Source organism: Azospira sp. I13, from assembly GCF_003112695.1.
Classification (GTDB): domain Bacteria; phylum Pseudomonadota; class Gammaproteobacteria; order Burkholderiales; family Rhodocyclaceae; genus Azospira.
Genome location: NZ_BFBP01000010.1, coordinates 26,110 through 49,561, shown reverse-complemented (window position 1 = coordinate 49,561; position 23,452 = coordinate 26,110). Strand labels below are relative to the sequence as shown.

The window sequence follows — 23,452 nt, the reverse complement described above, 5'->3', positions numbered from 1 at the left end:
TTTGCCCCTAAGCGGCTAAGCCGCCGGGCCGCTTTCACCGGCCCGGGCGGCGACCCTTAATCCGTGGTCCGTAGCCAGTCCCGCCAGGCGGCAAAAACCTGGGGATCAAGGGCGGCCACCACGGGGCGGCGCCACAGGTCGTCGCTGTGGAAATCGTCCCGTTCCAGGGTGCACATGGCGCCGCCCGCTTCCTTGAGGATCAGGCAGCCGGCAGCGTAATCCCACAGCATCTGCCCGCCGTGCACCACGACATCGATACGGCCCGCCGCCACCTGGCACCACTCCAGGGCGCTGCTGCCGAAATTGCGCTGGGAGAAGAAGGGCGGCGCGGTGGCGATACGTAGCGCCAGAGCCCTGGGCAAGCGTTTCAAATCCACATTGGCTACCGCCTCGTCGAGGCAGCCGGCTACTTGCCGCAGGGGCAGGCGCTTGCCGTTGAGATAGGCACCGCCGCCTTCCCAGGCGTAGAACAACTCGTTGCTGATGGGGTTGTAGGTGACGCCCAGGCAAGGCCTGCCCTGGCGCAGCAGGGCGATGGAAACGGCGAAGACGGGCAGCCCGTTGACAAAGTTGGTGGTGCCGTCGATGGGGTCGATACACCAGGCATCCCCACCGCCGGCGGCCAGGGCGGCTTCCTGTTCGGCCCGGCTCATCTCCTCGCCGATCACCGGTACGGCGACGATCTGCGGTAGCCGTTGCAGCAAGGCCTGCTGGCAGGCCAGGTCGGCTTCCGAGAGCAGGGTGCCGTCATCCTTGCGGTGGTGGATGGCCTTCATGAAGCGGGGCACGATTTCCCGACTGGCCACTTCGTGGACGGTGGCGATCGCCGTCTCGACAACGGGGCGCAGGGCCAGGTCGGGGGGCAGGGCAGAGGCGGGCATGGCCGGGAATCCGGGCTTCAGTCTTGCCGCCACTTGATGGAGCAGCCGATGCTGGGAGTCTGCTCCGCCGGCCCATGGCCGCTGGCGGCCACCTGGATCATGGCCTGCTTCAGTTCCCGGGGCGTATCCGGCTGGGGCGGGTTGCGCCCGGTGGCGTCCAGGCGGCCCCGGTATTGCAGTTGCAGGTCGGCATTGAAACCGAAGAAGTCCGGCGTGCACACTGCCCCGTAGGTTCGGGCCACGGCCTGGCTGGCATCCAGCACGTAGGGGAAGGGCAGGTCCCAGGTCCGGGCCAGCGTCTGCATGTGGGGAAAATCGTCTTCCGGATAGGCCGCCGTGTCATTGCTCATGATGGCGATGCTGCCGATGCCATGGTGGTCCCGGAGTTCGCGGCAGTCGGCTACCAGCCGTTCAAGTATCGCTTTGACGTAGGGGCAGTGATTGCAGATGAACATTACCAGCAGGCCCTTGGGCCCCCGGGCGGAGGCCAGGCTGTGCTGCTGCCCGTCCGTGCCGGGCAGGAGAAAGTCTGGCGCAGGCCATCCAAAATCGCAGACCGGGGTGGTAAGGCTGACCATGAGAGGCTCGCTTTCAGGAGCGGGGCATCGGGCGGAATCCCGCGTGAACACAGGGAAATAGGCCGCTTTCGAGCGGTCATGCCTATAATAGCATGATGACTGATCCCCGCTTTTTCTGCTCCCCCGCCCAGATTGTCCTGGGTCCCGATCTTTCCCTTGAACTGCCCGAAGGACCGGGCCGCCATGCCGCCCGGGTGCTGCGCCTGGAAGCAGGCGATGGCTTGGTGTTGTTCGATGGGCAGGGCGGGGAATATCCCGCCCGCATCGAACGGGTGACCAAGGACCGGGTGCAGGTGCGTATCGGTGCCCATCGTGCCGTGGAGCGGGAGTCGTCCCTCGACCTGACCCTGATCCAGGCGCTGCAGGGCGGCGACAAGATGGATTTTACCCTGCAAAAGGCCGTGGAACTGGGGGTTCGCCGTTTTCAGCCGGTGGCCAGCCGGCGCAGCGTCGTGCGCCTGGATGGCGAGCGCGCGGCCAAGCGTCTCGACCACTGGCAAGGCGTTGCCGTGGCCGCCTGCGAACAATGCGGGCGCAACCGCATTCCGCAGGTGCTGCCGGTGCAGGCCCTGGAGCAGGCCCTGGCCCGGGAGGCGGCAGAGGCTGCCGCGCCGGAAGCCGCCGCAGGTGGTGCCCAGGCCCTGCGACTGGTCTTGCTGCCGGAGGCGGCTGTGCCTCTTACTGCCCTGCCACCACCGGCCGGCCCCGTGGTTTTTCTCGTCGGTGCCGAAGGTGGTCTGGCACCGGAAGAGAGTGCCGCCGCCTTGGCGGCGGGATTCACCCCGGTGCGTCTGGGGCCCCGCATCCTGCGTACCGAAACCGCCGGCCTCGCTGCCGTGGCGGCCATGCAAGCCCTCTGGGGCGATTTCAGGGAGGAGTGAGTCATGTTTGAATCGGCAGAACTGGAACACCGGGTCGACAAAGCCAGCTTCGACGAGCAGGCCCCCCTGCTGCGGGCGGATTTGCTCGATGCCCAGTACGACGTGCTGCAGGCCAAGCGTTTCCCCGTGATCATCCTGGTGAACGGGGTGGACGGTGCCGGCAAGGGGGAAACGGTCAATCTGCTCAATGCCTGGATGGACCCGCGCAACATCGACACCCATGCCTTCCCCCCGCCTTCCGACGAGGAACGGGAGCGCCCCCCCGTATGGCGCTTCTGGCGCGCCCTGCCGCCGAAGGGGCGGGTCGGCATCATGTTCGGCAACTGGTATACCGAGCCCATCCAGGGCCGGGTGAATGGCACCATGAAGGCTTCGGAGCTGGATCAGCGGCTGGAAGAAATTGTCCGCTTTGAGAAAATGCTGACGGACGAAGGCGCCCTGCTCATCAAGTTCTGGTTCCACCTCTCCCGCAACGACCAGAAGAAGCGCCTCAAGCTCCTCTCCAAGGACCCCAAGACCCGCTGGCGGGTGACCGATCAGGATTGGTGGCGCTACGAGCATTACGACGAATACCGCCAGGTGTCCGAACACACCCTGCGCCACACCAGCACCGGCAATGCCCCCTGGGTGGTGGTGGATGGTTTCGATGAACGCTACCGCTCCCTGGCTGTGGGGCGCATCGTCCTGCAGGCGGTGCAGAAGCGCCTGGCCCGGCCTGACGGCAACCTGCGCATCGCCGCGGCCCCCTTCCAGCGCCCGGTGCCCGGGGAGAACCTGCTGACCTCCCTGGACATGTCCCAGAAGCTGGCGAAGAAGAAATACGAGAACGAGCTGGAGCTATGGCAGGGCAAGCTGAACACCCTCTGCCGTGACGAGCGCTTCGCCAACCGTTCCCTCATCATCGTCTTTGAAGGCAACGACGCTGCCGGCAAGGGCGGCACCATCCGTCGCATTACCAGTGCCCTGGATGCCCGGCAATACCAGATCGTGCCGATTGCCGCGCCCACCGAAGAAGAGCGGGCCCAGCCCTACCTCTGGCGCTTCTGGCGCCAGGTGCCGCGCCATGGCCGGGTCAGCATCTTCGACCGCTCCTGGTATGGCCGGGTGCTGGTGGAACGGGTCGAGGGCTTCTGCGGCGAGGCCGACTGGATGCGGGCCTACGCCGAAATCAACGATTTCGAGGATCAGCTGGTGCGGGATGGCGCCGTGGTGGTGAAGTTCTGGATGGCCATTTCCAAGGACGAGCAGTACCGCCGCTTCAAGGAGCGGGAAGACACCCGCTTCAAGCGTTTCAAGATCACGGATGAAGACTGGCGCAACCGGGAAAAGTGGGACGCCTACGAGCAGGCTGTCTGCGACATGGTGGACCGCACCAGCACCGAGATCGCCCCCTGGACCCTGGTTCCGGCCAACGACAAGAACTTCGCCCGCATTCAGGTGCTGCGTACCCTGTGCGAGCGGCTCGAAAATGCCTTGAAGGAAAAGCCGGTGAAAAAAACGCCGGCCAAGGCCGCAAAAAAGAAATGAGACAGGCGTAAAGTCCCGTCTGCGCTGCCCGCAGACGCCTTTGTCCTCTCCGCCCATTGTGATCTACAGCTCCTTGCCAGAATTGCCGTGCCATGACCGATAACGTTCCGACTACCGCCGCCCAGTTCGTCGCCTGGTTCCGTTCCGTTGCGCCCTACGTCAATGCCTTCCGCGGCAAGACCTTTGTCGTCGCCTTCGGTGGGAAATTCATCTCCGGCCCCCTGGCTCGCACTTTCGCCTATGACGTCAGCCTGCTGGCCAACCTGGGGGTGCGTCTGGTGCTGGTACACGGTTCCCGCCCCCAGATCGAGGAGGAACTGCGGGAAAAGGGCCTGGAAAGCCGCTTCCATGCCGGCCAGCGGGTCACCGATGCGGATACTCTGGATTGCGTCATCGATGCCGTGGGCAGCGTCTATCTGGAAGTGGAGGCCCTGCTTTCCCAGGGGCTGCCCAATACCCCCATGGCCGGCAACACCATCCGGGTGGTAGGGGGTAACTTCATCACGGCCCGCCCCCTGGGGGTGCTGGATGGGGTGGATCTGCAATACACCGGTACCGTGCGCAAGGTGGATGCGGAAGGCCTCAAGGCCCAGCTGGGCCTGGGCAACATTGTCCTGCTCTCCAACCTAGGGGCCAGCCCCACCGGCGAAATTTTCAACCTCTCTATGGAGGAAGTGGCGGAAGAGGTGGCCAAGGCGGTGGTGGCCGATAAACTGATCTTCCTCACCGACAGCCAGGGCGCCAGCGATGCAGAAGGCAACCTGCTGGATGAACTGACCGCCGATGCGGCGGAACAGCTGGTGCGGGTCGGCGAATGGCTGTCGCCGGACTTGAAGCGTTATCTGCCCTGCGCCGTGCGGGCCAGTCGCCGGGGCGTGGGCCGGGTGCACATCGTCGGCTACGACCTGGATGGCGCGGTGCTGCAGGAATTGTTCACCCACGACGGCGTCGGTACTGTGGTTACCCGGGATCCCCTGGATACCCTGCGGGATGCCAAGCCGGACGACATCGGTGGCCTGGTGGGGCTGATTGCTCCTCTGGAAGAAGACGGCACCCTGGTGCACCGCCCGCGGGAATTGCTGGAGCGGGAAATCGGCCGTTTCTCGGTGGTGGAGCACGACGGTGTGATTGTCGGCTGCGCCGCCCTTTATCCCTATGCGGAGGACGGCCAGCGAGCCAAGACGGCGGAACTGGCCTGCCTGGCCGTATCGCCGGAGCACCGCCGCTGGGGCTACGGCGAGCGTCTGATGCAGCACATTGAAACCAAGGCCCGTTCGGTTGGGGTGAAGCACCTCTTCGTGCTGACGACCCGTACCACCCACTGGTTCATCGAGCGTGGTTTCGCCCTGGCCTCGGTGGATGAGCTGCCGGAAGAGAAGCGCCACATGTACAACCTGCAGCGCCGCTCCAAGGTGCTGATGAAGCGTCTGGGCAAGTAGGGGCGGGGAGTAGCCCTGGTCCGGCTGGGGGCTTTCCCGGCTTGCCGGCCGGCTCGGGCTATAATCTTCGCCGAACCATTTCTGGATACGGAGAAACACCCATGGCAAGAACCGTGAACTGCATCAAGCTGGGCCGCGAGGCCGAAGGCCTGGACTTCGTCCCCTATCCCGGGGAACTGGGCAAGAAGATTTTTGAGAATGTCTCCAAGGAAGCCTGGCAGCAGTGGATTCGCCTGCAGACCATGATCATCAACGAGAACCGCCTCAACCTGGCCGACCAGCGCCACCGCCAGTACCTGGCCGAGCAGCTGGAAAAGCACTTCTTCGGCGAAGGGGCCGAGCAGGTGCAGGGCTACGTACCCCCCCAGTCCTGAGCGTAGGGGCTGCAAGAAAAAACCGCGGATTTACCGCGGTTTTTTTTCGTCCCTGATTGGTGTTCTGCCAAGGTCGTGTTTCAGCGGGCGTAGCGCAGCAGGCGCCGGCCGTCGTCGGTGGTATGGCAGCGGTAGAGTTCGGGGCCCATGAAGGTGCCGTAGGCATTGAGCACCATCACCTCCACCTGGAAGGTGCGGGCCGTGGTCTGCCGCCCCGCCCCGTAGTCGATGATGTCGGCCTGGCCGCCGGTCACCTGGCGGATGCGTACGCTTTCAGGGTTTTCGATGCGGAAGTGTTCGACAAAGCGGTCGCGGCAAAGCTGGGCACCCAATTCCTTGGGGCCGCCACCATCCTGCTGGGTAGTGCCGCTGGCGTAGTGCTTCAGTTCACGTCCATCTGGGCAGGGCTTGTCGCTGAAGGTGTTGCCACAGCGGTACATGCCGCCCGCCTGGGCCGGCAGCAGCACGGCTCCCAGCATCAATCCCGCCATCCATCGCCCTTTCCAGCCCATCGTCGCTCTCCGTACGTTTTGTTGATCACGGGAGCATACCCCAGGTTGGTTCCGACAAAGAAAAAGCCGCCCGCAGGCGGCTTGGGTCGTTCAGCCGGAGGCTGAGTCCAGCGGGGCCGGGCTCAGCTGTTGGCGATTTCCCGGTCGATCTCTTCCAGGGTGGCGTGGCGCACATTGAGGCCCTTCACCATGTAGATCACGTACTCGGCGATGTTCTTGGCATGGTCGCCCACCCGCTCGATGGCCTTGGCGATGGACATGATGTCCAGGGAGCGGGAGATGGTGCGGGGGTCTTCCATCATGTAGGTGATGAGCTGGCGCACCACGGAGCTGTACTCGGTATTCACCGCTTCATCCTGGTGCACCACCTGGGCCGCCGCATTGACGTTGAGGCGGGCAAAGGCATCCAGGGCGGTGTGCAGCATGTTGAGGGAGAGGTCCGCCATGTGGCGCAGTTCCACATCGGGGGTGAAGGCGGTGTGCTGGGCGTTGAGGGTCAGGCCCAGGCGGCCGATCTTGTGGGCCTTGTCGCCGATGCGCTCCAGGTCGGAGATGGCCTTGATCACGGTGGTGATCATACGCAGGTCGATGGCGGTGGGCTGGCGCTTGGCGATGACCTGGTTGCAGGCTTCGTCCAGCTCCAGCTCCAGCTGGTTGACCCGGGAATCCTCCTTCACCACGGCCTCCAGCAGTGCGGTGTCGGCGGCGTAAAGGCCCTGCATGGCCTTTTTCACCTGTTGTTCCACCAGGCCGCCCATTTGCAGCACCCGGGTGCGCAGGCTTTCCAGTTCGATGTCGAATTGCTTGTAGGTATGTTCGCTCATGGCTTCCATGGTCGCCGTCCTGTGGGGGTTCAGAGGGTCAGAACCGGCGACGTTAACACGCTAATGTGACAGGGAGGTTGCAGCCTCCCCGGGGGTGGGTCAGATGCTCAGACGCTTGACGCCTTCCGGGGTGCCGAGGAGCAGCACGTCGGCGCCGCGACGGGCGAAGAGGCCGTTGGTGACCACGCCGACGATCTGGTTGAGGCTGGTTTCCAGTTCCACCGGATCGGCGATGGTCAGGCCGTGCACATCGAGAATGATGTTGCCGTTGTCAGTCAGGAAGCCCTCCCGCAGCTTGGGCGTGCCGCCCAGCTTGGTCAGTTCCCGGGCAACCTGGGCCCGGGCCATGGGGATGACTTCCAGGGGCAGGGGAAACTTGCCCAGCACCTGGACCAGTTTGGAGCCGTCTGCGATGCAGACGAAGCGTTCGGCCACGGCGGCCACGATCTTTTCCCGGGTCAAGGCGCCGCCGCCGCCCTTGATCATGTGCAGCTTGGGGGTGACTTCGTCGGCGCCATCCACATAGACCGGCATGGTGGTAACTTCGTTGAGGTCCAGCACCGTAATGCCGTGGCCCTTGAGGCGGCTGGCCGTGGCTTCGGAACTGGCGACGGCGCCGCGGAAACGACCCTTCAGGGCGGCCAGGGCGTCGATGAAACAGTTGGCGGTGGAGCCGGTGCCGACGCCGATCACGGCGTCTTCAGCAACAAGGCTGGCCACGTAGTCGGCGGCAGCGCGGGCTACGGCCTGTTTGAGTTCGTCCTGGGTCATGGGGGCTTTCCGGAAGGGGCTGGATAAATGCGTATTTTACCGGACAGCCCGCCCCGTGTTCAGGCTTCGGTTTCGCGGAAGAGGATGAGCTGGTAATCCGGGCCGCTTTCCTGAATGCCGGCCAGACGGACGGGGCGGCGCTTGCCGCCGACGATCAGGTCGGCCCGGCGATCCGGGGTGTAGGTGTCCGGCGGCACCAGCAGCAGGCGTGATTCCCGGGAAACGAGAATGGCGTCCAGCAGACCCAGGCCCATAGCCTCGGGAATGTGCTCGTTCCAGGGACATTCCGCATTCTTGTCCGCCAGCTGAACCTGGGCGCAGGCCGGGATGCCGTCGAAGATGGCCAAGCCGGCGTTGGGTTTGCCGTGACTGCGGCCGAGGCGGCGGATCAGGCCCACCTTCCAGTCGATGCTGCTCTCTTCCCGGTAACCCACCAGCGCGCCAATGCCGTGCCAGGGGCGGCGGAAGGGCAGCCGGGCACCCAGGCCCGCCGCGGAGAGGTCAATGCCCTCCCAGGTGTCGGTGCTCTGCTGAATGCCGGTACCTTCCAGGGCCTGGAGCGTTTCCAGGGGGGATTTCTGGGCCACCGGGGCCGCTTCCGGACGGGCGCCGCCTTCGACCCGGTGCAGGTCGAGAATGCGCACATGGCCCTTGTAGTCCAGGCTACGGCCGGAGCGGGCGAATTCGGCGGCGGCCACGGCCCGGCGGGCCATGGCGAGGCCGGCCACCACCAGCAGGTTGCCGTTGAGGGGCACGCGCTCCTGCTGCCGCGACGGCGGCGTCAGGGACCAGTGCTGGATCAGCATGTGCAGCAAATCCAGGGCCGTGCGCACGTCGCACTGGCAGTTGTCCAGCCAGTCCGGCAGGCGGCGGCTGGTCTGGATGGCGGCCCGCAGCTTCATCAACTGGGCATGGGCCGGGCCGGGGCCGAAGTAACGCCAGGCCGGGCCGGCTTCCTGGCCGGGAACGCAACGGCTGGGGCCATCGGTGGCCTCCAGGTTGATGCGGAAAGGTGTCTGGGAGGTGAAACTGTCGATGAACAGGCAGTGCCCCTCCACCTTGCGGATGGTCCGCTCCATGATTTCCATCTGGGAGGGCGTCAGGTTGGAGAGGGGAATGACTTCGAAGAGCACCCCCACCAGGTATTCGCGCCAGACGCTGGAGGGCTCCTGGCTGTCCGCATAGGCCGTGACCTTGCCGTGCAGCAGGCCCAGGTTGCGGGCAAGGAAGAGTAGTTCGTGGCAGGTCTTCCACCACTGGGCATCGGGGCCGGCATAGCCGAACTGGCCGATCTTCTTGCCCAGCACCAGGGCCTGCATGGCGCGCACCGCCAGCTTGGTCAGGCGGGGCCGGTCCGGCTCCTTGTTTGCCTGGATGGCCTGATTGGCCAGGGCTTCGATGACATGACGGCAGGCGTGGTGCACGCTGCGGTAATGGTGTTCCAGGGTCTTCAGCAGGCGGTCGGCCAGGTAATCCTGGCGGTTGTCGCTGAAATAATTGATCCAGGCTTCGCCGAGGGCATCCTGGGTGGCCTCATCGAGTCGCTCCACCGCGCGGGCGGCGCTTTCCGGCGGCATGTCGGCGGAAAACTGGGCCACCTGGTCCAGCCACTGGTCCACGTCCTGCAGCGTACTCTGGGGATTAACCCGGGGTACCTGGGCCAGATAAGCGTCGATCCCCTTGTCGCTACCCAGGGGATGGTCGCTGCCGGAGCCTTTTATGCGTGAAGCGATCCAGTTGAGCATAGTGTTTTCGGTGAAGCAGGAATGCGGGCAAGTCTATTACTTTTTTATTGGAAAAATAAGCGGTATGTAAGTTCCAGTTCTTTATAGACCAAAAAAAGAAAGCTGCCCGGAGGCAGCCTTCTCTTGGCACCAGAAGAACGGAGCGCTTATTTCTTCTTCATCGGCGGCAGATCGGTGCAGCTGCCATGGGCCACTTCTGCCGCCATGCCGATGGATTCGCAGAGGGTCGGATGGGGGTGGATGGTCTTGCCGATATCCACCGCATCGCAGCCCATTTCCACAGCCAGGCAGACTTCGCCGATGAGGTCGCCGGCGTTCATACCGACGATGCCGCCGCCCAGCAGGCGATGGCTTTCCGCATCGAAGAGCAGCTTGGTGAAGCCTTCCTCGGCGCCGTTGGCGATGGCCCGACCGCTGGCTGCCCAGGGGAACACGGCTTTTTCAAACTTTATGCCGTCGTTCTTGAGCTGGTCTTCGGTCTTGCCGGCCCAGGCGATTTCCGGGTGGGTGTAGGCCACGCTGGGAATCTGCAGGGCGTCGAAGGCGGCCTTCTCGCCAGCGGCGACCTCGGCGGCGACGTGGGCTTCGTGCACCGCCTTGTGGGCTAGCATGGGCTGGCCGACGATGTCGCCGATGGCGAAGATGTGGGGCACGTTGGTGCGCATCTGGGCATCGACATTGATGAAGCCCCGGTCGGTGACGGCGACGCCGGCCTTGTCGGCGGCGAGCTTCTTGCCGTTGGGGGTGCGGCCCACGGCCACCAGCACCAGGTCGAAAGCTTCCTTCTCACCGGTGGAATAGGTGACTTCCACGCCTTCGGCCTTGGCCTCGGCGGCAGTGACGCCGGTGGCCAGCAGGATACGGTCGAAACGCTGGGCGTTCTTCTTTTCCCAGACCTTGACCAGATCCCGGTCGGCACCGGGCATCAGGCCCGGGCCCAGCTCGACCACGGTGATGCGGGCGCCCAGGGCGCTGTACACCGTGGCCATTTCCAGGCCGATGATGCCGCCGCCGATGACCAGCATCTTCTTCGGCACCGAGCGCAGTTCCAGCGCACCGGTGGAGTCGATGACCCGGGGGTCATCCTTGGGCATGAAGGGCAGGGCCACGGGCTGGGAACCGGCGGCGATGATGGCATTCTTGAACTTCACCACCTGTTTCTTGCCGTCGGCCGCGGTGACTTCAATGTGGTGGGGGTCGATGAACTGACCGACGCCCTGCACGTGCTGCACCTTGCGGCCCTTGGCCATGCCGGCGAGGCCGCCGGTGAGCTTGCCGACGACCTTTTCTTTGTGGGCGCGCAGCTTGTCCACATCCACCTGGGGCGGTGCAAAGGTGACGCCGCAGTCGGCCAGGTGCTGGGCTTCTTCCAGCACTGCTGCCACGTGCAGCAGGGCCTTGGAGGGAATGCAGCCGACGTTGAGGCAGACGCCGCCCAGGGTCGGGTAGCGTTCCACCAGCACGGTCTTCAGACCCAGGTCGGCAGAGCGGAAGGCAGCAGAGTAACCGCCAGGGCCGGCGCCCAGCACCAGCATGTCGCACTCCACATCAGCGCCGCCGCTGTGGCTGCCAGCCACGGGGGCAGGCGCAGCCGCAGTAGCGGGGGCTGCCGTCGGGGCTGCAGGCTGGGGGGGCGGAGCAGCGGCAGCCGCACCGGCTTCCACCACCACGATCACCGTGCCTTCGGCCACCTTGTCGCCCAGCTTGACCTTGATTTCCTTGACCACGCCGGCGGCCGACGAGGGCACGTCCATGGTGGCCTTGTCCGATTCCAGGGAGACCAGGGGGTCTTCCACCTTCACCGTGTCGCCGACCTTGACGAACACTTCAATGACGGGCACGTCTTTGAAATCGCCGATATCCGGGACCTTCACTTCAACCAGTTGGCTCATGTCGTCTCTCCCTTACAGCATGACCCGGCGGAAATCCGCCAGCAGCTTGGCCAGTTCGGCGTTGAAGCGGGTCGCCAGGGCGCCGTCGATGACGCGGTGGTCGGCGGAGAGGGACAGGGGCACGATCAGGCGTGGCACGAATTCCTTGCCGTTCCACACCGGCTTCATGCTGGACTTGGAAACGCCGAGGATGGCCACTTCCGGCGCATTGACGATGGGGCTGAAAGCCGTGCCGCCGATGCCGCCGACGGAGGAAATGGTGAAGGTCGCGCCCTGCATGTCGGCGGGCTTCAACTTGCCGTCCCGGGCCAGCTTGGCCAGATCGCCGGTTTCCTTGGCGATCTCCAGCACGCCCTTCTTGTCGGCGTCCTTCAGTACCGGCACCACCAGGCCGTTGGGCGTGTCGGCGGCGAAACCGATGTGGTAGTACTTCTTGTACACCAGGTTGTCGCCGTCCAGGGAGGTGTTCAGTTCGGGGAACTGCTGCAGCACCTTGACGCAGGCCTTGATGATGAAGGCCAGCATGGTCAGCTTCTGGCCGCTCTTCTCGTTTTCCTTGTTCAGCTGCACCCGGAAGGCTTCCAGGTCGGTGATGTCCGCGTCTTCGTGATAGGTCACGGCGGGGATCATCACCCAGTTGCGCGCCAGGTTGGCGCCGGAAATCTTCTTGATGCGGGAGAGGGGCTTGGCTTCGATGGGGCCGAACTTGGCGAAGTCCACCTTGGGCCAGGGCAGCAGGTCCAGGGAGCCGCCGCCGGTGATGCCGCCGCCGCCCACCTGGGTGGGGGCCACGGTTTGGCCGGACATGACGCCCTTGATGTAGGCCTTCACGTCTTCTGCCTGGATGCGGCTCTTGGGGCCGGTGGCGGTGACCTTGGAGAGATCGACGCCCAGTTCCCGGGCGAAGGCGCGTACCGAGGGAGAGGCGTGCACCTTGCCGCCCAGGGCCAGGCCGTAGGGCGCCGCAGTGGGGGCTGCGACGAAGGGCTTGGTGGGGGCCGGGCCATCCAGCTCTGGCGGAATGACCGCGGGAGTGGGCGTAGTGGCCGGGGCGGTGACTGCGGCAGCAACCGGCGCAGCGGCACCGGCGGCGCCTTCCAGCACCACCACCACGCTGCCTTCGGAAACCTTGTCACCCACCTTGATGCGCACTTCCTTGACCACGCCGGCGGCGGAGGCCGGCACGTCCATGGTGGCCTTGTCGGACTCCAGGGAGCACAGGGCGTCTTCCTGTTTCACCGTGTCGCCGACCTTGACGAACACTTCGATCACCGGCACGTCCTTGAAGTCGCCGATATCCGGCACCTTCACTTCCACCGGGCCGGCAGCAGCAGGAGCCGCCGGAGCAGCGGGGGCGGCGGCAACAGGCGCCGAAGCGGCAGGAGCCGCGGCCTGGGGGGCGGGGGCTGCCGTAGCAGCGCCGCTTGCGGCGCTTTCCACGATCACCACGACACTGCCTTCGGCCACCTTGTCACCGACCTTGATCTTCACTTCCTTGACCACGCCGGCGGCGGAGGAGGGCACGTCCATGGTGGCCTTGTCGGATTCCAGGGAGCACAGGGCATCTTCTAGCTTCACCGTGTCGCCGGGTTTGACGAACACCTCGATCACCGGCACGTCCTTGAAATCGCCGATGTCCGGGACCTTCACTTCAATGGTTTGGCTCATTGTTCTTCTCCGTCAGGCGATTAGCAGGTCTGGGGGTTGAGCTTTTCGGGGTCCAGGCCGTACTTGACCAGGGCCGCAGCCACCTTCTCGCGCTCGATCTGACCATCGTCAGCCAGGGCCTTGAGGGCGGCCAGGACGACCCAGTGACGATCCACCTCGAAGAAGTGGCGCAGCTTCTCCCGGGTGTCGGAGCGGCCGAAGCCGTCGGTGCCCAGGGTGACGTAGCGGCGGTTGATGAAGGGGCGGATCTGCTCGGAGTAGAGGCGCACGTAGTCGGTGGAGGCGATGATGGGACCACGGGTGTCGTCCAGGCATTCTTCCACGTGGCTCTTCTTCGGCTTTTCCAGGGGGTGCAGCAGGTTCCAGCGGGCCGTGTCCTGGCCGTTGCGGGCCAGTTCATTGAAGCTGGGGCAGGACCACAGGTCGGCTTCCACGCCCCAGTCGTTCTTCAGCAGTTCGGCAGCGGCCATCACCTCGCGGAAGATGGTGCCGGAGCCCAGCAGCTGCACGCGGGGGCCATCGGAAACGGCGCCCTTCTTGAACTGGTACATGCCCTTGACGATGTCGCCCTCGGCACCGGCCGGCATTTCGGGGTGCTCGTAGTTCTCGTTCATCACCGTCAGGTAGTAATAGACGTCCTCCTGCTCCTTGAACATGCGGCGCAGGCCGTCCTGCATGATCACGGCCACTTCGTAGGCGAAGGTGGGGTCGTAGGAGACGCAGTTGGGGATCAGGCCGGAGAGGATCAGGGAATGGCCGTCCTCATGCTGGAGGCCTTCGCCGTTCAGGGTGGTGCGGCCGGCGGTGCCGCCCACCAGGAAGCCCCGGGCGCGCTGGTCGCCAGCAGCCCAGCAAAGGTCCATGGTGCGCTGCAGGCCGAACATGGAGTAGCAGATGTAGAAGGGCACCATCTGCACGCCGTGGGTGCTGTAGGCGGTGGCAGCGGCGATCCAGTCCGCCATGGCGCCGGCTTCGTTGATGCCTTCCTGGAGGATCTGGCCGTCCTGGGACTCACGGTAGAACATCAACTGGTCGTGATCCTGGGGAACGTACTTCTGGCCTTCCTGGTTCCAGATGCCGACTTGGCGGAACATGCCTTCCATGCCGAAGGTGCGGGATTCGTCCGGCACGATGGGCACGATGTGGCGGCCGATGTTCTTGTCCTTGAGCAGGGTGGACAGGACACGCACGATGGCCATGGTGGTGGAGATTTCGCGACCCTCGCCGGTGGCCTTGAGCAGGCCCTCGAAGGCGGCCAGCTCAGGTACCGCCAGGGGCGCGGCCTTCTCGCGGCGCTGGGGCAGGTAGCCGCCCAGGGCCATGCGGCGTTCGCGCATGTAGGTCAGCTCGGGGGAGCCTTCCTCGAACTTCAGGTAGGGCACCTCGTCAATCTTGTCGTCCGGCACCGGCAGGTTGAAGCGGTCGCGCATGCGACGCAGGGCCTCGTGGCCCATCTTCTTGGTCTGGTGGGTGGTGTTCTGGGCCTCGCCGGCCTCGCCCATGCCAAAGCCCTTGATGGTCTTGGCCAGAATCAGGGTGGGCTTGCCCTTGTGCTCGGTGGCGGTCTTGAAGGCGGTGAAAATCTTGAACATGTCGTGGCCGCCACGATTCAGGGCCCAGACTTCGTCGTCGGTCCAGTCGGCCACCAGTTCCTTCAGTTCCGGCGTGTTGAAGAAGTACTCGCGCACATAGGCGCCGTCCTTGGCCTTGAAGGTCTGGTACTCGCCATCCACGCATTCCATCATGCGCTTCTTCAGGATGCCCTTCTTGTCGCGGGCGAAGAGGGCATCCCAGTGGGTGCCCCAGATCAGCTTGATGACGTTCCAGCCGGCGCCGCGGAAGTCGCCCTCCAGTTCCTGGATGATCTTGCCGTTGCCGCGCACCGGGCCGTCCAGGCGCTGCAGGTTGCAGTTGATGACGAAAATCAGGTTGTCCAGCTTTTCCCGGGCAGCCATGCCGATGGCACCGAGGGATTCCACCTCATCCACTTCGCCGTCGCCGAGGAAGGCCCAGACCTTGCGGTTTTCGGTCTGCACGATGTTGCGGCATTGCAGGTACTTCATGAAGCGGGCCGCGTAGATGGCCTGCAGGGGCCCCAGGCCCATGGAGACGGTGGGGAATTGCCAGAAGTCCGGCATCAGCCAGGGGTGGGGATAGGAGGAGATGCCCTTGCCGTCCACTTCTTGGCGGAAGTTGTCCATCTGGTCTTCGGTCAGGCGGCCGAGCATGAAGGCCCGGGCATAGACGCCGGGCACGGAGTGGCCCTGGAAGAAGATGAGGTCGCCGCCGTGGTTCTCGGAAGCTGCGTTCCAGAACCAGTTGAAGCCCACGTCGTAGAGCACGGCGGAGGAGGCGAAGGAGGCGATGTGGCCGCCCACGTTGGTGTGCTTGTTGGCGCGCACCACCATGGCCATGGCGTTCCAGCGGATGTAGGAGCGGATGCGCTCTTCCAGATCCGGATTGCCCGGGTAGTTGGGCTGGCGGTCGGCGGGGATGGTGTTGATGTATTCGGTGGTGGCGCTGTAGGGAATGTCCACGCCTTCCTCACGGGCTTGCCCGATGAGTTTCTCGATCAGGTAGTGGGCCCGGTCCGGGCCTTCCTTTTCGATCACGCCTTCGAGGGCGTCGACCCATTCCTTGGTTTCCTGGGGATCGGCATCAACCGATTGGGGAACGTCGGGCAGTGCTGCCATGGTTTGTCTCCTATTTGGAAGGACGTTTTTTTGTCGTCCGCCGGGTAGGGCGGGCAACACCTAGCTTAGACCGAAACGATAGCTTCGCCTAGCGAATTTTCGCATTGTAAAAAGATGATTCGTATCGTGCAACATTGCGCTGCAACATAGCGTGGGCGGGCTTCTTCCAGAACCGCTGTCGGCCGCTCTAGGCCGCTGTATTGCTTGTTTTTGCCTTTGACACGGCTTTTTGCCGGTTCTTTTGGCTGCTTTCCATGCTGCCTCGGGTGTCGCTCCGCCCCGCCATGCATTGCGGCCTGCATAGGCTGCTCCGGGAATGGCTGCCACCGCACCAAGGGGGCATTGCTTGCGGCTTCCGGGAAGCGCTTCCACTGGACGACCGCAGGCCCTCAGGGCGCGTGGCGTAGGCGGGTGCTGTAGGCGTGGATGACCCGGCCGCCCCGCACCTCGCCCATCACCGGCACATCCAGGCGGTCGATGGCCTCGTGGTCGCCGGGGCTGAAAGGGCGGTCGTAGATCTGCACCACGCCTTCCACCTTTTCTTTCAGGCTTTCCAGGGCCGCCTTGATGCGGGGGCCGTCGGTGCTGCCGGCCTGGCGGATGGCGGCGGCCAGCAGCAGCAGGGCGTCGTAGCCCTGGGCGGCGGCGGAGGGCACGGGAATGCGGGTGCTGCCCGTGGCCTTGAGATAGGCGTCGATGAACTGGCGGCGCTTCAGGGAGGTGCCCTCGTCGATGAAGGTCAGGGGCATGCGGGCCCCTTCGCCGTTGGGGCCGGCGTTGTCGATGAAACTGGACATGGAGAGGGTCCAGCTGCCGATGAGGGGTGCCTCCCAGTGCAGCTTGGCCCGTCCGTTAGCCAGGGCCGCCAGCTCGGGGCCAATGCCGTAGGTCAGGATGGCTTCCGCGCCCGCATCCCGGGCTCGTTGCAGCTGGCGGGTCAGATCCACCTCGCCCAGGTTGAAGCGTTCCACCGCCACCGCTTTCAGGCCCTTGGCCGCCAGGGCCTTCTCCAGGTCTTCCCGGCCCAGCTGACCGTAATTGGTGGTGTCGTGGATGATGGCCAGGCGCTTGAAATGGCGGCGCTCCACCGCCTCCTCGACGATCATGGCGGCCTGGATGGCGTCGCTGTTGGAGACACGGAAGACGTAGTTCTCGCTGTAATGGGGCGGCAGGAACTGCTTGGTGATGATGGAGCCGGTGGCCACCGCGGTCACTACTGGAATGCGGGCTTCCTGAAAGTAATGCTGGCTGGCCAGGGCCACGCCGGTATTGACGATACCCACCGCCGCCGCCACCTTGGTCTGCACCAGTTCCTGGGCGATGCGGCTACCCCGCTGGTTGGCCGCCTCGTCGTCCCGCTCCACCAGTTGCACCGGCCGGCCCAGCAGGCCGCCGGCCCCGTTGATCTCCCCCGCCGCCAGGCGGATGCCGTCGCGCATGGAAATGCCCATGGGGCTGGAGCCGCCGGTGAAGGGGCCGTACACACCGATGCGGATGGGCTGGGGCGCCTGGGGCCCCGCCAGGGCCGGCAGTGGGGCCAGGCCCATTAGGCTGGCAGCAAGTACACAGGCCAGGCCGCGACCCAGCCGGAGCGCGGGGCGGAGCAAAGCGGAGCGAAAGAGATTGGCAGCGGGCATGGTCACGAGCGTACGGGAAGCCCGCGCGACGCGCCAATTCGGGTTATCCCGCAAGCCTGGCGGGTGGGGGAAGGGCTGCCGGGAGGCCGCAGGCCTGGCCTCTGGGCTCAGGGTAAACACCAATGGCTCGGCTTTTGGGGCGGCGGCGAAGATGGGGACCCGCTATCATTGCCCGCGCCATGCCGGACCGCGCCGACCCCGTCTCCCTTCCCTACAAAGCCGCCACCGCCCGCAGCGGGTGGTTCTGGCTCGTCCCCTATCTGGCCATCGCCTGCTTTGCCTTCACCATGTTCGGCCTGGTGGGCTACATGAACAAGCGGGATGCGGACGAGCGCCAGGCCATGGTGGAGCGGGACATGCAATGGGCCGACCAGACCCTGCGCCTGCATCTCAACGCCAACCAGGATTTTCTCCAGCAGCTGGGCCGCAACCTGGCCGATGGCGTGCTGGACTACGAGGATTTCCAGATCCGTGCTGCCCAGCACCTGGCCAACAACCCGGAGCTGGCGGTAGTGCTGTGGGTCAATCCCCAGGGCAAGGTGCAATGGGTGGCGCCCTTCGAGGCCACCGAATGGGTCGCCGGGGAAAGCCTGGAGGAAGGCCAGCAGGCCCATCTGGCGGACGCCCTGCGCAGCGGCCGCCCGGACTACGGCGGCATCTACCGCAATCGCCAGGGCGCCGCTTTCTTCGATCTGATCATTCCCGTGCAACGCTGGCGGGAAGACATGGGGGCCGTGATTGGCGTCTACAGCGCCGACAGCCTCCTCAGCCACCCGGTGCCCACCTGGTTCACCGAAAAATACCGCCTCACCCTGGAAGACGGGGAGGGCAAGGAAGTGGCCGCCAACACCGCCGTCCGCCCCACCGGCAAGGACCAGGCCTACCGCCTCGTACTGACCCCCCCCGGCAACGGCCTGGCTCTGCAGGCCATCGCCTACGCCACGGAAGAGGGCTGGTCCCGCGCCCTGCCGCCCCTGGTCATCGGCGCCCTGACCCTGGCCCTGGTGTGGAGCCTGGCCCTGCTGCGGCGGGACGTGCAGCGCCGTCTGCAGGCGGAGAAGGAGCGGGACCGCCTCTTCTCCCTCTCCCTCGGCCTGCAGTGCATCGCCACCCTGGAAGGGCGCCTGCGCCGGGTGAATCCGGCCTTCGAACGGGTGCTCGGGTATCCCCTGGGGGAACTGCGGGACCGCTCCCTGCTGGATTTCGCCCACCCGGAAGATCTGGCCCTGGTGGTGGACATGCTGCGCCACCTGGCGGAAGGCCTACCCCAGGAATTCGAATGCCGCTTCCACGCCAGCAATGGCCAGGAGAAATGGCTGTTGTGGAGCATCAACCCGGTGCCGGAGGAGAAGCTCCTCTACGCCGTGGCCCACGACATCACCGACCGCAAGACCGCCGAGCAGGCCCTCACCGACGAATACGCCTTCCGCAAGGCCATGGAGGAATCCGTGTCCACCGGCCTGCGCGCCATCGACATGGAAGGCCGCATCATCTACGTGAACCCGGCCTTCTGCCGCATGCTGGGCTGGAGTGAGGCGGAACTGCTGGGACTGAAGCCGCCCTTCCCCTACTGGCCGCCCGAACACGCCCGCCAGCTGGCCACCAACATCGAGCTGACCCTGGCCGGCCAGGCCCCTGCCAAGGGCTTCGAGCAGCGGGTGATGCGCAAGAACGGTGAGCGCATGGACGTGCGCTTCTACATCTCCCCCCTGATCGACGCCAACGGCAAGCAGACCGGCTGGATGGGGGCCATGACCGACATCACCGAGCCGAAGCGGGTGCGGGGCGAGCTGGAACGCTCCCAGGAGCGTTTCATGGCGGTGCTGGACGGCCTGGATTCGGCGGTGTACGTGGCCGACGCCAAGAGCGACGAAATCCTCTTCGGCAATCGGGCCTTCAAGAGCATCTTCGGATTCGATGCCGTGGGCCGCAACTGCTGGGAAATCACCGAAGCCTGCCGGCCGCCGGTGGGCGCCTTCGACTGCGACCTGCGCCTGCTCTCGCCGGAAGTGCTGCCGCGCCAGCTCTTCGACGGCGAGGTGCAGAACAGCCTCTCCGGCCGCTGGTACCACCTGCACGACCGGGCCATCCGCTGGGTGGACGGCCGGGTGGTGCGGGTACAGATCGCTACCGACATCACCGAACGCAAGCAGATCGACGAAGTAAATCTGCAGCAGCAGAAGCGCCTGGAGCAGACCTCCCGCCTCATCACCATGGGCGAAATGGCCTCCTCCCTGGCCCACGAACTGAACCAGCCCCTGGCGGCCATCGCCAATTACTGCATGGGCTGCGTCAAGCGCATGAAGGGCGGCACCGCCAAGCCGGAGGAGTTGCTGGGCGCTATGGAAAAAGCCAGCTTCCAGGCCGAGCGGGCGGGCAAGATCATCCGCCGCATGCGAGAGTTCGTGAAAAAGAGCGAGCCCAACCGGGGCCAGGTATTGCTGGCGGAAATCGTCGAGGAGGCCCTGGGCTTCGCCGAAATCGAGGCCCGCAAGCAGGCAGTGAATATCTGCGTGGACCTGCCGCCCGAACTGCCGCCCCTCTTTGCCGACCGCATCATGATCGAGCAGGTGCTGCTCAACTTGGTGAAGAATGGCATCGAAGCCATGCGCGACACTCCGGCGGCGGAACGCCGATTGACGGTGGCGGCGCGGCTCCAGGACAATCGCACGGTGGAGGTGACCGTCACCGACCGGGGCCACGGCATCGGCAGCACTACCGCGGAAGAGCTGTTCGCCCCCTTCTACACCACCAAGCCGGAGGGCATGGGCATGGGCCTGCCCATCTGTCGCTCCATCATCGAATTCCACAAGGGACGCTTGTGGGTCGAATCCAACCCCGGGGGGGGCTCGGTCTTCCGTTTCACCCTGCCCGTTGAGGACTGAACATGACGCCAAACCAACATCCGGACAGCGCCGCCAGCGCCCCCTCCAGCACCCAGTGCGTCTACGTGGTGGACGACGACGAGGCCATGCGCGATTCCATGGTCTGGCTGATCGAGTCCGAGGGCTACCCGGTGCAGGCTTTCTCCAGCGCCGAGGCCTTTCTCGCCTTCTACCAGGACGGCCTGGCCGGCTGCCTGGTACTGGATGTGCGTATGCCCGGCATGAGCGGCCTGGAACTGTACGAACGCCTGGCTGCCCTGCGCGCCACCCTGCCGGTGATTTTCATCACCGGCCATGGCGACGTACCCATGGCCGTGGCCGCCCTCAAGCAGGGGGCCGCCGACTTCATCGAAAAGCCCTTCAACGATACGGACATGCTGCGCCTGATCCGCCAGTGTCTGGAGATGGACACCAGCCGCCGAGCGCGCCGCGCCAAGGAGCTTTCCGTGGCCAACCGCCTGGCCCAGCTCACCGCCCGGGAGCGGGAGGTGATGGACCGGGTGGTGGAAGGCAAGCTGAACAAGCAGATTGCCGATGACTTGAACATCAGCATGAAGACCGTGGAAGCCCACCGGGCTCGGGTTATGGAGAAAATGGGAGTGCGCTCCCTGGCAGAGCTGGTGCAGTGCGCCCTGGAGTCCCAGGGCAGCCGCTGAGATTCGGGGGCTGTAGCCCGGGAAAAGGCCGCCCATGGGCGGCCTTTTTTATTCTGCTGCGGGTACTGTCCGACGGGGCGCCGCCACCTCCGCCCGGAGCAGGGCGGCCAGGGCCAGGCTGAGGGCCCAGGCGAACCAGGCCGACCACAGCACATGGGAGAGGAAGTGGGCACCCTGCACCATGCGCACGACGCCCAGCAGGGCGCCGTAGCTCAGGGCCGTCACCAGGACGATGCGGGCCAGGCCCCGGCCGGCGGGGCGCAGGGCCACGGCCCAGATCAGCCAGAGAAAGCCTGCGGCCGCATGGCCGGCAGGGAAGCAGACGCCGGCCTTGATGCCCGGCACCGAAGGCGCCAACAGGCCCAGGTAGGGCGCAAAGCCGCCAAATTCCACCACATCCCAGGGGCAATGGCGGTTGGTGGCGCTCTTCAGCAGGGAGGTGCAGATCGGGATCAGCACCATGCCCAGGGCGGCGAGCACCGCATTGCGCCGGGGTAGCCAGGCCAGTTCGCCCTTCCAGCCCAGCCAGCAGGGCACCAGGGCGACACAGATGAGGGCGTAGGAGGCGTACTTCATGCCGTGGTGCAGTACCCGGTCCAGCAGCCAGTGGTGGCGCAGGGGAAACTCCCCCAGGGCCGGGTCGAACAGCCACTGGCTGACGGTCAGGTCCAGCTGGGAGTTTTCAAAGACCAGCAGCAGCAGGCCGGCCATGGCCATCAGGCCCAGGGCCTGTGTCTGTAGCCAGCGCCGCCCGGCTTGGCGGTCCAGGGGGCCGTCCAGGGGCAGGGCGAGGGAAAAGTCGGCCATGGGCATCAGCTCCGGCAATCCGCCGCCAGATCAAAGGGGCGTTCGTAGAGGCCGGTCTGCACGTCGAGCAGGCCGAGCACCGAGTGGAAGACGTGGTCGTGGCTGGCCGGCTGGCGCGCCCGGGCCTTCAGGCAGGCAGTGTCGAGCTTGAAGTCGCGGGTGTAGCCGGCGGAGAACCACATCACCATGGGCACGTGGTTCTGCTCCTTGGGGGCGATGCTGTAGGGCATGCCGTGCAGGAAGAGGTTGTTTTCGCCCAGGGATTCGCCGTGGTCGGAAACGTAGAGCATGGCCGTGTCGTAATCCTTCTCCTGGCGCTTGAGGAAGTCGATGGTGCTGGCCAGGACATGGTCGGTGTACAGCAGGGCGTTGTCGTAGGCATTGACGATCTGCTCCCGGCTGCACTGCCGCAGGTCGGCGGAATCGCAGGTGGGGGCGAAGCGGTGGAAGGCCTCCGGGTAGCGCTTGTAGTAGGCCGGGCCGTGGTTGCCCAGCTGGTGCATGACGATCACCCGGTTGCCGCGGCCGTCTTCCAGCACCTTGTCCAGGTTGTGCAGCAGCACTTCGTCCAGGCAGCGCTCACCGTCGCACAGGGCGGGAATGCCGGCGTTGCTCAGGGCCTCGCTGGGCAGGCCGTCGCAGACGCCCTTGCAGCCGGACTGGTTGTCCCGCCACAGCACCTTGAAACCGGCCCGGTCCAGCACGTGGAGCAGGGATTCGCTGCCGCGGATCAGGCTCTCGTCGTACTGGCGGCGGCCCACCGGGGCGAACAGGCAGGGCACCGAAACCTCGGTGTTGGTGCCGCAGCTTTCCACGTTGGCGAAGTTGATGACATCCCGCTTGGCCAGTTCCGGCGTGGTTTGCCGGGCGTAGCCGTTGAGACCCCAGTTGGCGGCCCGGGCGGTTTCACCGACGACGATGACGAAGAGGGCCGGCTTCTTGCGCTGTTGCCAGGACGCGGCCAGGGCGGCATCGGTGCCGATGGGCCGGCGGGGGCCCTGGGCGGCTTCCGCCTTGGCCACCCGGGTGAGGGAATAGGCCAGGTTGGCGGGGGTGATGAGGTAGCGGATTTCCTTGTTGTTGCGCATCAGGGAGGCGAAATCCTGGAATACCAGGAAGACGGCTCCGCCGCCCAGCACGGCGGCCAGAACCATGGCGCCGGCCCGGGTGACCAGGGTGCGGCCCAGGCCGCCGGGCTGCAGGCGCAGGCGGCTGAGCAGCAGCAGGGGCAGGCCGGTGACCAGCAGCAGATGGGGCAGCAGGTCCCAGGTGAACAATTCCCGGGCTTCCCCCACGTCGGTCTTGAGGACGTTGCGCAGCATGGAGGGGTCCAGGTAGATGCCGTACTTCTGCATGTAGAAGCTGGCAAAACCGAGAACGATGAAGAGCAGGGCCAGCAGGGGCTTGCTGCTCCAGCGGTTGAGCAGGGGCGCCAGGAGGAGGAAATGCACCGCCGTGATGAAAACGAAGAGGGCGCCGGCGAAGCCCCAGGTGCTGGCCTGGCCTATTTCCCGCCCGGCCAGGCTGGCGTGCCAGAACATGGCATTGCCGGCGATGGCGAAATAGAGGCTGCTCAGCAGGGCCAGGGTCGTGCCGCCCAGGGTGGGCTGCCAGCCTTGCCAGGCGCGGCGCAAGGCGGCGAGGGAACGGGGTTTGGGCAGAGCGGCGTCGAGTCCGGGCAT

General features: G+C 65.5%; 18 protein-coding genes. 6 read left to right on the top strand and 12 right to left on the bottom strand.

Annotation, left to right across the window (positions count from 1 at the left end; translation table 11 throughout):
* Positions 1–56: 56 nt before the first annotated feature.
* Positions 57–881 carry an inositol monophosphatase gene (locus AZSI13_RS09025; protein WP_109040848.1) on the bottom strand — a complete coding sequence of 275 codons (825 nt, stop codon included), beginning with the start codon at positions 879–881 and terminating at the stop codon, positions 57–59.
* Positions 882–898: 17 nt separating this feature from the next.
* Positions 899–1,459 carry a thioredoxin family protein gene (locus AZSI13_RS09020; RefSeq protein WP_109040847.1) on the bottom strand — a complete coding sequence of 187 codons (561 nt, stop codon included), beginning with the start codon at positions 1,457–1,459 and terminating at the stop codon, positions 899–901.
* Positions 1,460–1,554: 95 nt separating this feature from the next.
* On the opposite strand from AZSI13_RS09020, the gene AZSI13_RS09015 reads away from it, so the two are divergent.
* From AZSI13_RS09015 to AZSI13_RS09000, 4 genes are all read left to right on the top strand, one after another.
* Positions 1,555–2,340: a 16S rRNA (uracil(1498)-N(3))-methyltransferase gene (locus AZSI13_RS09015; RefSeq protein WP_109041031.1), complete on the top strand. Its 786-nt coding sequence runs from the start codon at positions 1,555–1,557 to the stop codon at positions 2,338–2,340.
* Between the two features lie 3 nt (positions 2,341–2,343).
* Positions 2,344–3,867 (top strand): polyphosphate:AMP phosphotransferase, encoded by a 1,524-nt coding sequence (pap, locus tag AZSI13_RS09010; protein ID WP_109040846.1) that lies wholly within the window; start codon positions 2,344–2,346, stop codon positions 3,865–3,867.
* Between the two features lie 92 nt (positions 3,868–3,959).
* Positions 3,960–5,306: an amino-acid N-acetyltransferase gene (argA, locus tag AZSI13_RS09005; protein ID WP_109040845.1), complete on the top strand. Its 1,347-nt coding sequence runs from the start codon at positions 3,960–3,962 to the stop codon at positions 5,304–5,306.
* A 101-nt stretch (positions 5,307–5,407) separates the two neighbouring features.
* Positions 5,408–5,680: an oxidative damage protection protein gene (locus tag AZSI13_RS09000; RefSeq protein ID WP_109040844.1), complete on the top strand. Its 273-nt coding sequence runs from the start codon at positions 5,408–5,410 to the stop codon at positions 5,678–5,680.
* Positions 5,681–5,760: 80 nt separating this feature from the next.
* On the opposite strand, the gene AZSI13_RS08995 is transcribed toward AZSI13_RS09000, so the two are convergent.
* The 8 genes from AZSI13_RS08995 to AZSI13_RS08960 form a co-directional block, all read right to left on the bottom strand.
* A complete protein-coding gene (locus AZSI13_RS08995; protein ID WP_165833427.1) occupies positions 5,761–6,171 on the bottom strand; it encodes a DUF4124 domain-containing protein in 411 nt (136 codons plus the stop codon).
* Positions 6,172–6,314: 143 nt separating this feature from the next.
* Entirely contained in the window at positions 6,315–7,025 is a 711-nt protein-coding gene (phoU, locus tag AZSI13_RS08990) for a phosphate signaling complex protein PhoU (protein WP_109040842.1), read from the bottom strand.
* A 90-nt stretch (positions 7,026–7,115) separates the two neighbouring features.
* Positions 7,116–7,787: a ribose-5-phosphate isomerase RpiA gene (gene rpiA / locus AZSI13_RS08985; protein WP_109040841.1), complete on the bottom strand. Its 672-nt coding sequence runs from the start codon at positions 7,785–7,787 to the stop codon at positions 7,116–7,118.
* 59 nt (positions 7,788–7,846) lie between these two features.
* On the bottom strand, positions 7,847–9,532 hold the full coding sequence (locus AZSI13_RS08980; protein ID WP_109040840.1) for a hypothetical protein: 1,686 nt from the start codon (positions 9,530–9,532) through the stop codon (positions 7,847–7,849).
* Between the two features lie 146 nt (positions 9,533–9,678).
* Positions 9,679–11,424 (bottom strand): dihydrolipoyl dehydrogenase, encoded by a 1,746-nt coding sequence (lpdA, locus tag AZSI13_RS08975; RefSeq protein ID WP_109040839.1) that lies wholly within the window; start codon positions 11,422–11,424, stop codon positions 9,679–9,681.
* Between the two features lie 12 nt (positions 11,425–11,436).
* A complete protein-coding gene (gene aceF, locus AZSI13_RS08970) occupies positions 11,437–13,092 on the bottom strand; it encodes a dihydrolipoyllysine-residue acetyltransferase (RefSeq protein WP_109040838.1) in 1,656 nt (551 codons plus the stop codon).
* Between the two features lie 20 nt (positions 13,093–13,112).
* Positions 13,113–15,785 carry a pyruvate dehydrogenase (acetyl-transferring), homodimeric type gene (gene aceE / locus AZSI13_RS08965; protein ID WP_109040837.1) on the bottom strand — a complete coding sequence of 891 codons (2,673 nt, stop codon included), beginning with the start codon at positions 15,783–15,785 and terminating at the stop codon, positions 13,113–13,115.
* A gap of 389 nt (positions 15,786–16,174) precedes the next feature.
* Complete coding sequence (locus tag AZSI13_RS08960) at positions 16,175–17,332, bottom strand: ABC transporter substrate-binding protein (protein ID WP_109040836.1); 1,158 nt, start codon at positions 17,330–17,332, stop codon at positions 16,175–16,177.
* A 269-nt stretch (positions 17,333–17,601) separates the two neighbouring features.
* Here AZSI13_RS08960 and AZSI13_RS08955 point away from each other — a divergent pair, with 269 nt between their 5' ends.
* A complete protein-coding gene (locus AZSI13_RS08955) occupies positions 17,602–20,307 on the top strand; it encodes a PAS domain S-box protein (RefSeq protein WP_109040835.1) in 2,706 nt (901 codons plus the stop codon).
* Between the two features lie 2 nt (positions 20,308–20,309).
* Positions 20,310–20,963, top strand: coding sequence for a response regulator transcription factor (locus tag AZSI13_RS08950; RefSeq protein WP_109040834.1), 654 nt, complete (start codon positions 20,310–20,312; stop codon positions 20,961–20,963).
* 48 nt (positions 20,964–21,011) lie between these two features.
* On the opposite strand, the gene AZSI13_RS08945 is transcribed toward AZSI13_RS08950, so the two are convergent.
* Positions 21,012–21,770 carry a phosphatase PAP2 family protein gene (locus AZSI13_RS08945; protein ID WP_235609721.1) on the bottom strand — a complete coding sequence of 253 codons (759 nt, stop codon included), beginning with the start codon at positions 21,768–21,770 and terminating at the stop codon, positions 21,012–21,014.
* A gap of 5 nt (positions 21,771–21,775) precedes the next feature.
* Positions 21,776–23,452 carry a phosphoethanolamine transferase gene (locus AZSI13_RS08940; protein WP_109040832.1) on the bottom strand — a complete coding sequence of 559 codons (1,677 nt, stop codon included), beginning with the start codon at positions 23,450–23,452 and terminating at the stop codon, positions 21,776–21,778.

Bases quoted from the DNA above. Each gene is read 5' to 3' on its own strand.
- AZSI13_RS08980 (WP_109040840.1), bottom strand. From the start codon at position 9,532: ATGCTCAACTGGATCGCTTCACGCATAAAAGGCTCCGGCAGCGACCAT.
- argA (WP_109040845.1), top strand. From the start codon at position 3,960: ATGACCGATAACGTTCCGACTACCGCCGCCCAGTTCGTCGCCTGGTTC.
- aceF (WP_109040838.1), bottom strand. From the start codon at position 13,092: ATGAGCCAAACCATTGAAGTGAAGGTCCCGGACATCGGCGATTTCAAG.
- AZSI13_RS09000 (WP_109040844.1), top strand. From the start codon at position 5,408: ATGGCAAGAACCGTGAACTGCATCAAGCTGGGCCGCGAGGCCGAAGGC.
- AZSI13_RS09015 (WP_109041031.1), top strand. From the start codon at position 1,555: ATGACTGATCCCCGCTTTTTCTGCTCCCCCGCCCAGATTGTCCTGGGT.
- AZSI13_RS08940 (WP_109040832.1), bottom strand. From the start codon at position 23,452: ATGCCCGGACTCGACGCCGCTCTGCCCAAACCCCGTTCCCTCGCCGCC.
- rpiA (WP_109040841.1), bottom strand. From the start codon at position 7,787: ATGACCCAGGACGAACTCAAACAGGCCGTAGCCCGCGCTGCCGCCGAC.
- aceE (WP_109040837.1), bottom strand. From the start codon at position 15,785: ATGGCAGCACTGCCCGACGTTCCCCAATCGGTTGATGCCGATCCCCAG.
- AZSI13_RS09025 (WP_109040848.1), bottom strand. From the start codon at position 881: ATGCCCGCCTCTGCCCTGCCCCCCGACCTGGCCCTGCGCCCCGTTGTC.
- AZSI13_RS08945 (WP_235609721.1), bottom strand. From the start codon at position 21,770: ATGGCCGACTTTTCCCTCGCCCTGCCCCTGGACGGCCCCCTGGACCGC.
- AZSI13_RS08960 (WP_109040836.1), bottom strand. From the start codon at position 17,332: ATGGGCCTGGCCCCACTGCCGGCCCTGGCGGGGCCCCAGGCGCCCCAG.
- AZSI13_RS08950 (WP_109040834.1), top strand. From the start codon at position 20,310: ATGACGCCAAACCAACATCCGGACAGCGCCGCCAGCGCCCCCTCCAGC.
- AZSI13_RS08955 (WP_109040835.1), top strand. From the start codon at position 17,602: ATGCCGGACCGCGCCGACCCCGTCTCCCTTCCCTACAAAGCCGCCACC.
- lpdA (WP_109040839.1), bottom strand. From the start codon at position 11,424: ATGAGCCAACTGGTTGAAGTGAAGGTCCCGGATATCGGCGATTTCAAA.
- pap (WP_109040846.1), top strand. From the start codon at position 2,344: ATGTTTGAATCGGCAGAACTGGAACACCGGGTCGACAAAGCCAGCTTC.
- AZSI13_RS08995 (WP_165833427.1), bottom strand. From the start codon at position 6,171: ATGGCGGGATTGATGCTGGGAGCCGTGCTGCTGCCGGCCCAGGCGGGC.
- phoU (WP_109040842.1), bottom strand. From the start codon at position 7,025: ATGGAAGCCATGAGCGAACATACCTACAAGCAATTCGACATCGAACTG.
- AZSI13_RS09020 (WP_109040847.1), bottom strand. From the start codon at position 1,459: ATGGTCAGCCTTACCACCCCGGTCTGCGATTTTGGATGGCCTGCGCCA.